The sequence below is a fragment of the Paraburkholderia sp. TE9906 genome, assembly GCF_056279605.1.
The window spans coordinates 25,235-38,770 of sequence record NZ_JBWCCT010000014.1; the positions used below are offsets into that span (position 1 = coordinate 25,235).

12 protein-coding genes are annotated in these 13,536 nt (G+C 66.4%); 4 read left to right on the forward strand and 8 right to left on the reverse strand.

What is annotated here, in order from left to right; all coding sequences use genetic code 11:
- Window positions 1-165: 165 nt before the first annotated feature.
- Window positions 166-2,166: a sigma-54-dependent Fis family transcriptional regulator gene (locus ACZ9H4_RS29100; protein ID WP_476122098.1), complete on the reverse strand. Its 2,001-nt coding sequence runs from the start codon at window positions 2,164-2,166 to the stop codon at window positions 166-168.
- Between ACZ9H4_RS29100 and ACZ9H4_RS29105 the strand changes: the two genes are divergently transcribed.
- Entirely contained in the window at window positions 2,158-2,448 is a 291-nt protein-coding gene (locus tag ACZ9H4_RS29105) for a hypothetical protein (RefSeq protein WP_476122100.1), read from the forward strand. The two genes, ACZ9H4_RS29100 and ACZ9H4_RS29105, sit on opposite strands and share 9 nt — an antisense overlap.
- A gap of 116 nt (window positions 2,449-2,564) precedes the next feature.
- Complete coding sequence (locus ACZ9H4_RS29110) at window positions 2,565-2,855, forward strand: DUF1488 family protein (protein WP_028194698.1); 291 nt, start codon at window positions 2,565-2,567, stop codon at window positions 2,853-2,855.
- A gap of 308 nt (window positions 2,856-3,163) precedes the next feature.
- Here ACZ9H4_RS29110 and ACZ9H4_RS29115 read toward each other — a convergent pair whose 3' ends face one another.
- From ACZ9H4_RS29115 to ACZ9H4_RS29145, 7 genes are all read right to left on the reverse strand, one after another.
- Window positions 3,164-3,694, reverse strand: a complete 531-nt coding sequence (locus ACZ9H4_RS29115) for a cytochrome b (RefSeq protein WP_408156911.1) — start codon at window positions 3,692-3,694, stop codon at window positions 3,164-3,166.
- A gap of 148 nt (window positions 3,695-3,842) precedes the next feature.
- A complete protein-coding gene (locus ACZ9H4_RS29120; protein WP_408138694.1) occupies window positions 3,843-5,144 on the reverse strand; it encodes an NCS2 family permease in 1,302 nt (433 codons plus the stop codon).
- Window positions 5,145-5,355: 211 nt separating this feature from the next.
- On the reverse strand, window positions 5,356-5,820 hold the full coding sequence (locus tag ACZ9H4_RS29125; RefSeq protein ID WP_476122103.1) for a YaiI/YqxD family protein: 465 nt from the start codon (window positions 5,818-5,820) through the stop codon (window positions 5,356-5,358).
- Window positions 5,821-6,173: 353 nt separating this feature from the next.
- Window positions 6,174-6,434 (reverse strand): DUF4148 domain-containing protein, encoded by a 261-nt coding sequence (locus tag ACZ9H4_RS29130; RefSeq protein ID WP_476122105.1) that lies wholly within the window; start codon window positions 6,432-6,434, stop codon window positions 6,174-6,176.
- Between the two features lie 190 nt (window positions 6,435-6,624).
- The gene (locus tag ACZ9H4_RS29135; RefSeq protein WP_408138688.1) at window positions 6,625-7,398 is read right to left on the reverse strand and encodes a slipin family protein; all 774 of its coding nucleotides are present in this window, start codon (window positions 7,396-7,398) and stop codon (window positions 6,625-6,627) included.
- On the reverse strand, window positions 7,395-9,038 hold the full coding sequence (locus ACZ9H4_RS29140) for an NfeD family protein (protein ID WP_476122107.1): 1,644 nt from the start codon (window positions 9,036-9,038) through the stop codon (window positions 7,395-7,397). Before ACZ9H4_RS29140 ends, ACZ9H4_RS29135 begins: the two co-directional genes overlap by 4 nt.
- 84 nt (window positions 9,039-9,122) lie before the next feature.
- On the reverse strand, window positions 9,123-10,160 hold the full coding sequence (locus tag ACZ9H4_RS29145) for an AraC family transcriptional regulator (RefSeq protein ID WP_408138685.1): 1,038 nt from the start codon (window positions 10,158-10,160) through the stop codon (window positions 9,123-9,125).
- A 242-nt stretch (window positions 10,161-10,402) separates the two neighbouring features.
- Here ACZ9H4_RS29145 and ACZ9H4_RS29150 point away from each other — a divergent pair, with 242 nt between their 5' ends.
- Window positions 10,403-11,536 carry an acyl-CoA dehydrogenase gene (locus ACZ9H4_RS29150; protein ID WP_476122109.1) on the forward strand — a complete coding sequence of 378 codons (1,134 nt, stop codon included), beginning with the start codon at window positions 10,403-10,405 and terminating at the stop codon, window positions 11,534-11,536.
- A gap of 253 nt (window positions 11,537-11,789) precedes the next feature.
- Entirely contained in the window at window positions 11,790-13,481 is a 1,692-nt protein-coding gene (locus ACZ9H4_RS29155) for an AMP-binding protein (RefSeq protein ID WP_476122111.1), read from the forward strand.
- The last annotated feature ends 55 nt before the right edge of the window (window positions 13,482-13,536 follow it).

Here is a 13,536-nt window from a genome sequence, read left to right on the forward strand (position 1 = left end):
ACACGGGATGGACGGGGCGGGATTTGTCGCTTCGTGGTTGTGGCTGATTGAGCTGGGCATTTGCCGCTCGCAGCACGCGCATTCGAGCGTGCGCTTCACGTCAAAGGCAGAACGCACCGCTGCGCGCCTCAGCAATCACCGCTCGATCACGATCCCCGCGCCACATCAATGCGTCGTCCCTGCGCGCCGCAAATACCGGTACACCGTGTTGCGCGCGAGCCCCAACTCCCGCGCCGCTGCAGACACATTGCCGTCAAGCCGCGCGAGCGTCCGGGCGATCAGCGTGGCCTGCCAATCTTCCATCCGCGCTGGCGCGCCACGCACGGTTCCCGCAGCGGCGCCATCCACATCGTTACCTGAGCTTGCCGCCTGCACACTAGCCGCATCCGCTGCATCGACACAATCCGGCAAGAAGTCATCCGGCAAATCGTCCACCTCGATCTGCTCCGCGCCTTCTGCCATGATGCTCGCGGTGCGCAGCACGTTGGCCAGCTGCCGCAGATTACCCGGCCAGCGGCATTGCTCGAAGCGCGCCAGCACCGCAGCCGATACACGCCGCGGCAACTGCTCGCCCTCCGGCTGCAAGGCCAGCATGCGCGTGACGAGCGCAGCCAGATCGGTGCGCTCGCGCAGCGCCGGCAATGTCACGACGAGGCCGTTGATCCGGTAGTACAGGTCTTCGCGGAAGGTGCCCGCGTCGATCATCGCGCGCAGGTTGCGGTGGGTCGCGCAGACAATGCGCAGATCGACCGGGATCGGTCGCGTCCCGCCGAGCGGCACGACGGTGCGTTCCTGCAGCACACGCATCAGACGCACCTGCTGCGCGAGCGGCATATCCCCGATCTCGTCGAGAAACAGCGTGCCGCCGTCCGCCTGCACGATCTTGCCGACGCTGCCGCGCTTCTTCGCGCCGGTAAACGCGCCGTCCTCGTAACCGAACAGTTCCGCTTCGATCAGCGTATCGGGCAGCGACGCGCAATTCAGCGCGATGAATGGCGCGGCGCGCCGTGGCGAGTCGTGATGGATCGCCCGCGCGAGCCATTCCTTGCCGGTGCCGGTTTTGCCGAGCACGAGAATCGGGATGTCGCGGCCACGCAGCTTGGCGACGCGCCGCAGAATAGCCGCGACCTGTGCGTCGCCGGTGTCGAGCGTCTCCAGCGTGGCGGGCGGCGCGGGATCGGCGCAGCGCGGCGGCGCGTGACGGGCGCCGGCCGGCATCGGCGCCCGCATCGCGCCGCCGCTGTCCTCCACCGGCGCGACGACGTGCGCAACATGGCGCGGCGCCGCGTATTCGCCGCGCGCGACCACCCGCACGCCGCTTGGCAGCGTCAACAGGATGCTTTCGCCGGGCGCCCGGGCGATCTGCTGCAACAGCGCCGCGAAGGCGACGCCGAACAGCGCCTCGAACGGTTGCCGTTGCAGCTCGGCGAGCGGCTGCCCGAACTGGAACAGCGCGCTGCGGTTTGCCGACAGAAACACGCCGTCCGGCGCGAACGCCGCCAGCCCTTCGAACAACGTACCGATGAATTCCGCGCGTGCGTGAAAGTGCACGCGAATCGCGTCGGCGAATTGATTGGAGAACAGATGATTTTCAATCATCTGTGCCGACATCCTGACGAGCGCCAGGGTGTGCTTATGAAAACCGCGCGTGTCGCCGCTCACGTCGAGCGCGCCGATGGTGCGCCCGAACGGGTCCGCAATCGGCGCACACGAGCAGGTGAGAATGCGGTTCGCGTGCAGGAAATGCTCGTCGGCATGCACGACGGTCGGCTGCCGGTCGACCAGCGCGGTGCCGATCGCATTGGTGCCGCGATCCGCTTCGGCCCACGACACGCCCGGACACAACGCGACGCGATTGGCTTTTTCGACGAAGTCGCTATCGCCGAGACTGTGCAGGATCACGCCGTGATTGTCGGTGAGCAGCACCATGCTTTGCGTGTCGACGATCTGCGCGTGCAGCGTCTCCATCACGGGCAGTGCATGCGTATAAAGCGATTGATTGCGCTCGACGAGCTCGCGCAGCGCGGGCCGCCGCAGCGGCTGAAAGTCCGGCGTTTCCGACGCGCGCAGGCCGATTTCGAGCGAGCGTGCGTGAGCCTGCGCGATGACATCGGGCCGGCCGATGCCGGCCGGTGAATCAGGGCAATGAGCAGGACGATGGATCAAGGCATGTCTCCGGTGATCGGACGCGCGGCGGGTACTTGGCCCGCCGTTCGATGCCGCAGCGCAGCATGCGCGCGTGTGGCCGAATCCCGATCTTACAGGACGAAACGCGCGGCGCGCGGCAGCGAAAACACCGGAAACGTGCAGGCCGCGTGCCGCAAAAATACGCGTGAGGCACCAAAATCAGGCAAACGAAAAGGAAAACTTGCGCGCCGCCCGAACTCGTCTAAAGTGAATCAATTCACCTCCGCGCGGCGCGAACTGCAGCGCCGTCGCGGCGGGTGACGAGCCCGCGTCGCCAGCATTGGACAAGGAGGAGGAAGCTGCTGGCGCGATCAGATGCAACCGGCGCGCGCACTACCTGGCCACACCATGCGCGGCCCAACCTTCCAGGTGAACCCATGCAGATCCTATTCCCCAATGAAACTCCTGAATATTCAGGTCGCGAACTTACCTTGGCGTTCCCGGCGATGGTCGATGGGCAGAGGGTGGAATGCATGATCACGGCGGAGGCGCTCGAGGATCACTTCGGCGCCGCCTCTCCGCGTCTGGAAGACATGGTCGGTGCCTTCGATGCGCACCGCGCCCGGATCGAAGCCGCCACGCGTCGTTTGCTGTCGGAAACGCGGGCGCAGTGCCTCGTGCTCCGCAGCGGCTACGTGCGCTTCTACGAGGCGAACTGGCGTAACTGATTGATGCAAGGCCGAGGTTAAGGCCGAGGGCTGAGGGCGCTTCCGGCGTCCGGAAGTGCTCGAAACACTTTCACGCCATCAAGCTCGAACGAGCAGGAAAGCTGCGCGTCAATCACGGGCCGTCGAAAGCCGCGCGCGGCGCGAGCCGTCCGAAACCGGCGGCGGCCAACGGTGCCGTCGTTCTTCCTGAGCGCGCCTGATGGTGCCTCGGGCACATCTCAGCAAAATCACATGGTCGATGCAGGCGTTTCACGCACCGCGTGAACGCGTGCGAGCACACTTGCGATGCCGACGAGCGCGGCATCCAGTCAGACTATCCGCCGCAGCGTCCGGTCCTTGAAAATCACGTGATGCACGATCGCCGCCAGCGCGTGCAGGCCGATCACCCAGTAGAACAGATTGCCGAGCCATTCGTGCGCGTCCTTGAGCAGGGGCCGCGCGATCGAATCAGCGCTTACCAACGTAAAGCTGACGTTGACCCACGCGAGGTTCACCGGCCGTCCACCGGCATTGACCATCAGAATGCCGAGCAGCGGCTGCGCAAAGATGAACACGTAGAGCGCGAGATGCGCCGCGCGCGCGACGAACGCAAGCAGCCGGTTGCCGCTGAGTTCCTCCGGCGCGCCGGCCCACAGTCGCCAGAGCAGGCGCGGCACGGCGAGAGCCAGCACGAGCGTGCCGGCCCAGAAATGCACGCTGGTCCAGAACGCGCGGCTGTCCGAGCCGCGCGGCCCGCGTATTTCGATGGCCAGATAGGCCAGCGCGACCAGCAGAAAAATGGCCCAGTGAAAGAAAATCGCGGGCGGCGTGTAACGGTCCGCGGGGCGGCTGTAGGACATGGGGACTCCTGCGACCTGGTCGATCCGATTCTTGAATCCCGCGATGATAAACGGTGCCAGAGCAGGAATGCGCTCTCAATAAAGTACCGTTGATCCAGGATCAGATGCGGCGCGGTCCACACCTGATCTCATGCCCTCCGCCCGCCGGTTATTCGCTGCCGAGATAGAAATAACGGAACAGGAAAATCGCCGCGATGATCCACACCACCAGCTTCACCTGACGCGCCTGCCCGGTCAGCAGCTTCAGCCCGGCATACGAGATGAAGCCGAACGCGACGCCGTTGGCGATCGAGTAGGTGAACGGCATCAGCAGCGCGGTCAGTGCGGCCGGCACGACTTCGGTGGCGTCGTCCCAAGGCAGGTCGAGCATTTCGCGCAGCATCAGGCACGACACGTACAGCAGCGCTGGAGCGGTCGCGTAGGCGGGCACGACGCCCGCCAGCGGCGCGAAAAAGAGCGCCAGCAGGAACAGCACGGCGACCGTGATCGCGGTGACGCCAGTACGGCCGCCCGCCTGCACGCCCGACGCGCTTTCGATGTACGCGGTGGTCGACGAGGTGCCGAGCATCGAGCCGGCCAGAATCGCGGTGCTGTCGGCGAGCAGCGCGCGGTTCAGGCGGTGCATCTTGCCTTCGACCAGCAGCCCCGCGCGATTGGCCACGCCCATCAGCGTGCCGGTCGCATCGAACAGTTCGACGAGGAAGAACACCAGCACCACGTTCAGCACGCCGGTGGACAGCGCGCCGCGAATGTCGAGCTGGAATAGCGTCGGCGTGATCGACGGCGGCGCGGAGACGATGCCGTGGAACTGGTTGCCGCCGAAGAAAAAGCTCAGCGCCGTCACGCCGACGATGCCGATCAGGATCGCGCCGCGCACCCGCAGGTAGTCGAGCGTGACGATCGCGAAGAAGCCGATCATCGCGAGAATCACGTGCGGTTCGTGCAAATTGCCGAGCGTCACGAGCGTGGCCGGGCTGCTGACCACCACGCCGGCTTCCTTCAGCGAAATGATCGCGAGGAAGAGGCCGATACCGCCGGTGATCGCAATGCGTATCGAATGCGGGATACCTTTGACGATCACTTCGCGCACGCGGAACAGCGTGACGATCAGAAACAGGCAGCCGGAGATGAACACCGCGCCGAGCGCGGCCTGCCAGGTGAAGCCCATGCCCTTGACGACGGTGTACGCGAAGTACGCGTTCAGGCCCATGCCGGGCGCGAGCGCGATCGGGTAGTTCGCGTACAGACCCATGATCAGCGAGGCCAGCGCGGCCACGAGGCAGGTCGCGACGAACACCGCGTCCTTCGGCATGCCGGCGTCGCCGAGAATCGCCGGATTGACGAAGATGATGTAAGCCATCGTCAGGAAGGTGGTTACCCCGGCGAGCACTTCGGTGCGCAGGTTGGTGCCGGCGGCGTCGAAGCCGAAGTAGCGTTTTATCGAGTCCATGAGGCGGGTCTCTCGTCGTTCAGAAAGCGTTTCTTGTGGTGGAGGCGGGTGAGGCGTAGCGGCCCGGCGGGTGGGCTGCCGGCCGACGCGGCGCGGGGCTACGGGCGGATTGTAATCATGAATGGCGGGCGCACGCGGTACCGCGTGGCCGAATCGGCGTGTAAAGGCGGCTCAGGCGGGCGGTTCGCCGCGAGAGTGTGGCGTCGGCGCATCAGGGCGCATCGGGGCGCGGCGGCTGGCGCGCGAGCCAGCGGTCCAGTTCGCCCGCGAAGCTCTTGCTGTCGCGTGCGCTGAACGCGGCGGGGCCGCCCGTATCGACGCCGCTCGCGCGCAGCTGGTCGAGCATCGAGCGCATGCGCAGCCGCTCTTCGATGGTTCCGGGCGTGTACCAGTTGCCGCGCGGGTCGAGCGCCTCGGCGTTTTTTGCGAGGACGGCGGCGGCGAGCGGGATGTCGGCGGTGATCACGAGGTCGCCCGCGACGACGCGCTCGGCGATCAGGTCGTCGGCGGCGTCGAAGCCGGCGGGCACCTGGATCGTGCGGATCAGCGGCGACGGCGGCACGCGCAGAAACGCGTTGGCGACCAGCGTCAGTGGCATGCCGGTGCGGCGCGCGGCGCGAAACAGCATGTCTTTGATCACGACCGGACAGGCGTCGGCATCAACCCAGATTGGCATCGTTCGGAATCCGGCAGCGGGGTTTGTCGAAGGGGCGAGATGATACCTTGCCTGCGCGGGGAGCACGGGGCAAGAGGGGCGTGAGCCGAGCGGCGGGGTGGTTGCGAAGGAGCAGCAGCCTGGCGGCGCAGGCGTACGGCCAGGCGGCACTCGGAAGGTCTGAGCTACGACAGGGCGAGTCGACGGTTGAAGGTGCACTCAGTTGACCCGGCCATGCGGGCGCACGGCAAGCACACGCCACCCCTCGGCCTGCCGGCGAAACGCAGGCCACCAGCCGTCGAGGCAGCGTACGAGGGCCGCATTCGCCGACGACCATTGCAGTCGTCGCGTGCAGCCCGTCAACCCGCCGCGCGTTACTGCGTTATCGTCCCACCCGCCTGCTGCGCGCGCCGTGCCGCGACGATGCGGCCCGCGCGCTGCGCATTTTCCGGGTAGTCGATCCAGTCGAGCGGATCATAGCCGGCGGCACGCCACTCGATCAGATCGGCCCGGACCTGCGCCCGCGTTTTCGGCGCCGACGGGTCATTGGGCTGCGCCTGCGTCTGCGCGAACGCGGTGCTGATAGTCATGGCGGCCAAAAGCGCGCCGAATCCAACCTGAGAAACCATTTTCATGATGAGCTCCTTGGGGAGCGGTTAACAAAACAAGCCCGGCATTCTAATTTCCGGTTGCCTGTCGAGTAAGACGATGGAAAGCAATGCATCATTTCGTGTGGCGGCATGAAACGCGTGACGCGCGCGGCAACCGCGCCGAACGCGCCGAACCCGCGCCGGTTCGCGGGCATTCACAAAAACTCCCCCCACATCACGGCGCAGTCGGCTTGCCGAAGCGCTCGAGCAGCGAGCTCAGCAGATCGATCGGCAGCGGAAACACGATCGTCGAATTCTTGTCGGCGGCGATCGTCGTGAGGGTTTGCAGGTAGCGCAACTGCATCGCCTGGGGCTGCTTCGCGAGCGTCTGCGCCGCTTCCAGCAGATGCTGCGAGGCCTGCAATTCGCCTTCCGCGTGAATCACCTTGGCGCGCCGTTCGCGCTCGGCTTCGGCCTGACGGGCAATCGCGCGGATCATCGTTTCGTTGATGTCCACGTGCTTGATCTCGACGATCGAAACCTTGATGCCCCACGCGTCGGTCTGTGCATCGAGCACTTTCTGGATGTCCGCGTTCAGTTGCTCGCGCTCGGCGAGCAGTTCGTCGAGTTCGTGCTTGCCGAGCACCGCGCGCAGCGTCGTCTGCGAAAGCTGGCTGGTCGCCTCGAAGTAGCGCGCCACCTGAATCACCGCTTTCTCCGGATCGACCACGCGGAAATAGACCACCGCGTTCACCTTCACCGAGACGTTGTCGCGTGTGATGACGTCCTGTGGCGGCACGTCGAACACGACGGTGCGCAGGTCCATGCGCACCGCCTGCTGCACGACCGGAATGATCAGCACGAGCCCGGGGCCCTTGACCTTCCAGAAGCGTCCGAGCATGAATACGACGCCTCGTTCGTACTCCCGGAAAATCCGCACCGACGACGCAATCAGCGCGGCCGCCAGCAGAATCAGAATGCTGCTGAAACCGAATGTGAAACCGATCATGAGCGTTCTCCTTGTAGGGCTTCACCCGGCGCACCCGATGCACCCGATGCGACCGGCACCACGGTCAGCGTCAGTCCGTGCCGTGCGGTGACGCGCACCGGCTGGCCCGCCTCGACCGGGGCCGCGCTGGACACCCGCCAGCGCTCGCCGTGCACGCGCGCCCAGCCTTCGGGCGGGCCGTTCGGCGTCGCGTGCCCAGTTGAAAGGCCGCCGTCGAGCACCACGCCGACGCTGCCGATCAGCCCCTCCGAACCGGTCACCACGGGCCGGCGCCGCGCGTGCAGCGCAAGCCGTGACACGCCGAGCACGAACAGCACGCTGAACACGACGACCGCGGCGATCAGCGGCAGCGGGATGCCGTAGCCGGGCACGTCGGTGTCGATCAGCATCAGCGCGCCGATCACGAACGCGACCACGCCGCCGAAGCCAAGCGAACCGAAGGTCGGCAGGAACGCCTCGCCGATCAGGAACGCGATGCCCAGAAAGATCAGGCCGAGGCCGACGTAGTTGATGGGCAGCATCTGCATCGCGAACAGGCCGATCAGCAGGCTGATCGCGCCGACCACGCCGGGCAGCACGAAGCCGGGATTGGCGAATTCGAAGAAGAGGCCGTACATGCCGATCATCAGCAGGACCAGCGCGACGCTCGGGTCGGTGATGACGGCGAGGAAATGGCTGCGCCAGTCGGCTTCGAGCGTCGCAAGCGGCGCGTGGGCGGTGCGCAGTGTGACGTTGCCGCCGCTCGTCGCGATCGTGCGGCCGTCCACCTGGCGCAGCAGGTCGGGCACGTCGCGCGCGACCAGATCGACGACGTGCTGCGCGAGCGCGTCCTCCGCCGACAGGCTCACGGCTTCGCGGACCGCGCGCTCGGCCCAGTCGATGTTGCGCCCGCGCATCTGCGCGAGGCCGCGGATGTAGGCGGCGGCGTCGTGGACCTGCTTGCGCAGTTCGGTCGATTGGGTGTCGAGGGGGAGGGCGGCGCCTTCACTGGCTGAAGTGGTTGAGGCGGGCGTCGATGCTGATGATTCGCTGGCACCAGAGCCGGAACCGGCGCCCGAACCGGCACCCGACCCGGCACCAGGCAGCCCGGGCACGCCTCGTCCCGGCAACCCCGGCGCTCCGCCACCCGCAGGCGGCTCGCCGCCGCCAATCCCGATCTGCACCGGCGTCGCCGCGCCGAGATTGGTGCCCGGCGCCATCGCCGCGATATGGCTCGCGTAGACGATATACGTTCCGGCGCTCGCCGCCCGCGCGCCGCTCGGCGCGATGAACGTTGCCACCGGCACCGGCGAGCCGAGAATCGCCTTGATGATCTGCCGCATCGACGTATCGAGCCCGCCAGGCGTATCGAGTTGCAGCACTGCGAGTTGCGCGTGCTCGTCGGCGGCGCGCTGCAGGCTGCGCACGATGAAGTCCGCGCTGGCCGGACCGATCGCCCCGTTCACCGGAATCACCACGACGCTGTTGCGCATCAGCGCGGCGTAGAGCGGAGCCGCCATGAATTCGCACGATGCGAATCCAAACGCCAACAGCGCGCCAAGCGCGATCATGCCGCGCATCAACCGGCCCACGACGCCGCCACGGATAAGCGGCCGGCGCGGACCAGACTGCCGGAACGGGAGACGCGGATACGTGCTCATCGCTGACGGCTGCCGCGCCTCGCCAACAGGTATTGGCCGGCGCGGGCCGATATCCCAGAAGAAGGCTGGCCTGCCGCTTACAGCTTAGTCCGATTCCGCGCGCTGCGTGAAATCCGCCCGCGCCGGCCGGTAGTCGCCGGGCCGCATGCCGGTCCACTTGCGAAACGCGCGATGAAACGCGCTCGGTTCCGCAAAGCCGACCGCGCTGGCGATGTCGGCGATCGTGCGCTCGCCGCTCTGCAATTCGCCGATCGCGATGTCGCGCCGCAAGTCGTCCTTGATCGACTGGTAGGTATGGCCTTCCTGTTTCAAACGCCGCCGCATCGTGGCCTCGGCGACGTGCAGGCGCGCGGCCATCTGATCGGCGCCGGGCCAGCCGGCCATCGGCAGCGCGCGCAGCGTCTTGCGCACGCGCGCCGCGAGCGAACCGGCATTGCGATACTTGACGATGAAGCTGCCGGGCGCATCGCGCAGGAACGGCTTGACCGACCTGGTCGTCTGGATCACCGGCAGGTCGACGAAGACCGGCGCGAGATCGACGTACGACTCGGGCTGATCGAAGCTCATCTGATCGCAGAACATCAGCCGGTATTCATGCGCGGCGGGCGGCGCGGCGCAGCGAAAGCGCGCTTCGAGCAACGGAATGCGCCGTCCGACCAGCCAGCACAGCAACCCGTACACGAGGATGAACCAGGTCGCGTAAGCGAACATGGCCGGCGCCGGCGCGCCTTCGCGTTCGACGAATCGGAGCCGCACGCGCTCCGTGCTGGTGTCGATCTGCGCGCCGAGATCGTCGAGCACGAGGCGCATGAAGCCGACCGCGCGCGCCAGCGCCTGCGCGCCGTTGCGCGCGGTCAGCGCGGCTTGCGTCATCGCGATGAAGCTGCCGCTTTTCATGCGATGTGAATCCTGGCCGAAGAATTCGTCGTCGAGCGCGCGTGCGATCGCGGCCCACAGCGCGCCGTACTGCGCCGACGACACCCGGCTCTTCGGCGAAGCCAGCATCGGCGCGGCGATGCCGGCGGCCTCGGCGAGCGGCAGCGCATCGAGGCCGCGGGCTCGGGCGAGCGCGAGGGTCTCCTCGACCAGACTGACGGAAATCGTGCCCTTGTCGTTTTTCATGGGTAAGCAGCCTGGCTGGCAAAAGCGCTCAGTGTTTTCCTTGTGGTGGCCCGCTAAGTCCTTGAAATAGCGGGCCGAAGAACGTGTGCATGGTAACAGTATGGCAAATGCGCTCACTCAGAATGATCGGGCTGAGCATCGAAGCAGCCCGGCGGCTTGCCTACACTTTGCGTCAACCGGGTGCGCTCGCGCTTGTCATCGAGCGCCGCGACCGGCCGCACCGCACGACAAAGGACCGGCCCATGGACAGCTTCTACACCGACGAACAACGGATGATCCGCGACGCCGCGCGCGACTTCGCCACCGAGCGCCTCGCGCCGCACGCGGCGCAATGGGACCGCGACGCGCAACTGCCCGCAGACGTCGTCACGCAGATGGGCGAACTCGGCTTCCTCGGCATGATCGTGCCGCCGGAGTGGGGCGGCTCGTACACCGATTACGTCGCCTACGCGCTCGCGCTCGAAGAGATCGCCGCCGGCTGCGCCGCCTGTGCCACGGTGATGAGCGTGCACAACTCGGTCGGCTGCGGGCCGATCCTCAACTTTGGCAGCGACGCGCAAAAAGACCGCTATCTGCACGATCTCGCGACCGGCCGGCGGATCGGCGCGTTCTGCCTGACGGAGCCGCAGGCCGGTTCCGAGGCGAACAATCTGCGCTCGCGCGCGGTGCTGCGCGACGGCCAGTGGATTCTCAACGGCAGCAAGCAGTTCGTGACCAACGGCGCGCGCGCGGACCTCGCGATCGTGTTCGCCGTCACGGATCCGGAGCGCGGCAAGCGCGGCCTGTCCGCGTTCATCGTGCCGACCGGCACGCCGGGCTTCAACGTCGGCAAGCCGGAACACAAGCTCGGCATTCGCGCGTCGGACACCTGCCCGATTTCGCTCGACGACTGCGCGGTACCGGAAACCAATCTGCTCGGCGAGCCGGGCGAGGGCCTGCGCATCGCGCTGTCGAACCTCGAAGGCGGGCGGATCGGCATTGCGGCGCAGGCGGTCGGGATCGCGCGGGCCGCGTTCGACGCCGCGCGCGGCTATGCGAACGAACGCGTGCAGTTCGGCAAGGCGCTCAAGGATCATCAGACCATCGCCAACATGCTCGCCGACATGGCCACGCGCCTGAATGCCGCGCGCCTGCTCGTGCATCACGCGGCGCGGCTGCGCTCGGCGGGTAAGCCGTGTTTGTCGGAGGCGTCGCAGGCGAAGCTGTTCGCGTCCGAACTGGCCGAGGAAATCTGCTCGAACGCGATCCAGATTCACGGCGGCTATGGCTATCTGGAGGATTATGCGGTGGAGCGCCATTACCGCGATGCCCGCATCACGCAGATTTACGAAGGAACCAGCGAGGTACAGCGGATGGTGATTGCGCGTCATGTCTGAGCGGCAGCGGCGTGGCGTTTGAGCGCAAAATAGCTGGGCCCGGCGAGCGCAGGTGAAGCATGGGCGCCAGCAGAGCAGCAGGGCAAGACGAAGTATCAGCGGGACAAAAGCAGAGCGCATACCGCGCCATCCACTAGCAACGATGTTGCATGAGAGCGGAGTAAGTGCTGTGCATGGAGGCGGCGGAGTCAGTGCTAAAGCACTCACTCCGCCCGACAGCTAAAGCGCCAACTCTGGTCGACAGGAGACGACGATGACTGCAGCGAAGGCCTTTTTCGACGCGCGCGATCTGTTATTGCGCCACCGAACCGACTACGAGCGCGCCTACCGCGAATTCACCTGGCCGGCGTTGGGCGAATTCAACTGGGCGCTCGATTACTTCGACGTAATCGCCCGCGACAATCACAACCCCGCGCTATGGATCGTTGACGACCCCGCCACTGAGGGCCTGCGCCTGTCCTATGCGCAGCTGTCCGAGCGCTCGGCGCGCATGGCGAACTTCCTGCGCGCGTCGGGCGTCGGCCGTGGCGACCGCGTGCTGCTGATGCTGCCCAACCGCGTCGAACTGTGGGACGTGATGCTCGCGGCCATGAAGCTCGGCGCGATCGTGCTGCCCGCCACCACCCAGCTTTCCGCCGACGATGTGCGCGACCGCGTGCAGATCGGCGGCGCGCAGTTCGTGGTGGTCGATAGCGCCGAGCTGGCCAAGTTCGACTCGCTCGACGTGCCGCTCACGCGCTTCTCGGCCGGTGCGCCACGCGACGGCTGGATCGATCTGGCCGCCGCCTACGACGCGTCACCGCAATTCACGCCCGACGGCGTCACGCAAGCCACCGACACGCTGCTGCTGTACTTCACGTCGGGCACGACGTCGAAACCGAAGCTCGTCGAGCACACGCATCAGAGCTATCCGGTCGGCCATCTGTCGACGATGTACTGGATCGGGCTGCAACCGAACGACATCCATTGGAACATCAGCTCGCCGGGCTGGGCCAAGCACGCGTGGAGCTGCCTGTTCGCGCCATGGAACGCGCAGGCTTGCGTGTTCGTGTACAACTTCGCGCGCTTCGTGCCGAAAGACACGCTGAACGCGCTGGTGCGCTTTAACGTCACCACGCTGTGCGCGCCGCCGACCGTGTGGCGCATGCTGGTGCAGGAGCCGCTCACCGACTATCCGGTCAAGCTGCGCGAGATCGTCGGCGCGGGCGAGCCGTTGAATCCGGAGATCATCGAGCGCGTGAAGCACGCCTGGGGCATCACCATTCGCGACGGTTTCGGCCAGACCGAGAGCACCTGCCAGATCGGCAACCCGCCGGGGCAGCCGGTGGTCGCCGGTTCGATGGGACGGCCGCTGCCGGGCTACCGGATCGAACTGCTCGACGCGGACGATCAGCCTGTAACCGAAGGCGAAATCTCGCTGCCTTTGAACGAACGTCCGCTCGGTTTGATGACCGGCTACGCGAACAACGCGAACGCCACCGCGCAGGCAATGCGCAACGGCTTCTACCGCACCTCCGATGTCGCGCTGCGCCGCGACGACGGCTACTACGTCTACGTAGGCCGCTCCGATGACGTGTTCAAATCGTCCGACTATCGCCTGAGTCCGTTCGAACTCGAAAGCGTGCTGATCGAACACGAGGCCATCGGCGAAGCTGCCGTGGTGCCGAGTGCCGATGCGCTGCGCCTCGCGGTGCCCAAGGCGTTTGTCACCGTGCGCCACGGCTACGAAGCCGGGCCCGAGCTCGCGCGTGCCGTGTTTGCGTTCTCGCGCGAAAAGCTCGCACCGTATAAGCGGATTCGTCGCCTGCAGTTCAGCGAACTGCCGAAGACCATCTCCGGCAAGATCCGCCGCGTCGAATTGCGGCGCCGTGAAATGGAGCGCGCCGCCGAACCCGCGCGCTTGCCCGGCGAGTACTGGGAAGAGGATTTCCCGGAGCTGCGTTGATCATTTTCATTCCGCCATTTCCCCGTCGTTTCCGTTATCACCGTCACGCTGCGGC

Excerpts from the sequence above, each read along its gene's own strand:
- ACZ9H4_RS29125 (WP_476122103.1), bottom strand. The coding sequence starts at position 5,820 with ATGCCAATCTGGGTTGATGCCGACGCCTGTCCGGTCGTGATCAAAGAC.
- ACZ9H4_RS29145 (WP_408138685.1), bottom strand. The coding sequence starts at position 10,160 with ATGAAAAACGACAAGGGCACGATTTCCGTCAGTCTGGTCGAGGAGACC.
- ACZ9H4_RS29155 (WP_476122111.1), top strand. The coding sequence starts at position 11,790 with ATGACTGCAGCGAAGGCCTTTTTCGACGCGCGCGATCTGTTATTGCGC.
- ACZ9H4_RS29135 (WP_408138688.1), bottom strand. The coding sequence starts at position 7,398 with ATGATCGGTTTCACATTCGGTTTCAGCAGCATTCTGATTCTGCTGGCG.
- ACZ9H4_RS29110 (WP_028194698.1), top strand. The coding sequence starts at position 2,565 with ATGCAGATCCTATTCCCCAATGAAACTCCTGAATATTCAGGTCGCGAA.
- ACZ9H4_RS29115 (WP_408156911.1), bottom strand. The coding sequence starts at position 3,694 with ATGTCCTACAGCCGCCCCGCGGACCGTTACACGCCGCCCGCGATTTTC.
- ACZ9H4_RS29120 (WP_408138694.1), bottom strand. The coding sequence starts at position 5,144 with ATGGACTCGATAAAACGCTACTTCGGCTTCGACGCCGCCGGCACCAAC.
- ACZ9H4_RS29150 (WP_476122109.1), top strand. The coding sequence starts at position 10,403 with ATGGACAGCTTCTACACCGACGAACAACGGATGATCCGCGACGCCGCG.
- ACZ9H4_RS29105 (WP_476122100.1), top strand. The coding sequence starts at position 2,158 with ATGGATCAAGGCATGTCTCCGGTGATCGGACGCGCGGCGGGTACTTGG.
- ACZ9H4_RS29130 (WP_476122105.1), bottom strand. The coding sequence starts at position 6,434 with ATGAAAATGGTTTCTCAGGTTGGATTCGGCGCGCTTTTGGCCGCCATG.
- ACZ9H4_RS29140 (WP_476122107.1), bottom strand. The coding sequence starts at position 9,038 with ATGAGCACGTATCCGCGTCTCCCGTTCCGGCAGTCTGGTCCGCGCCGG.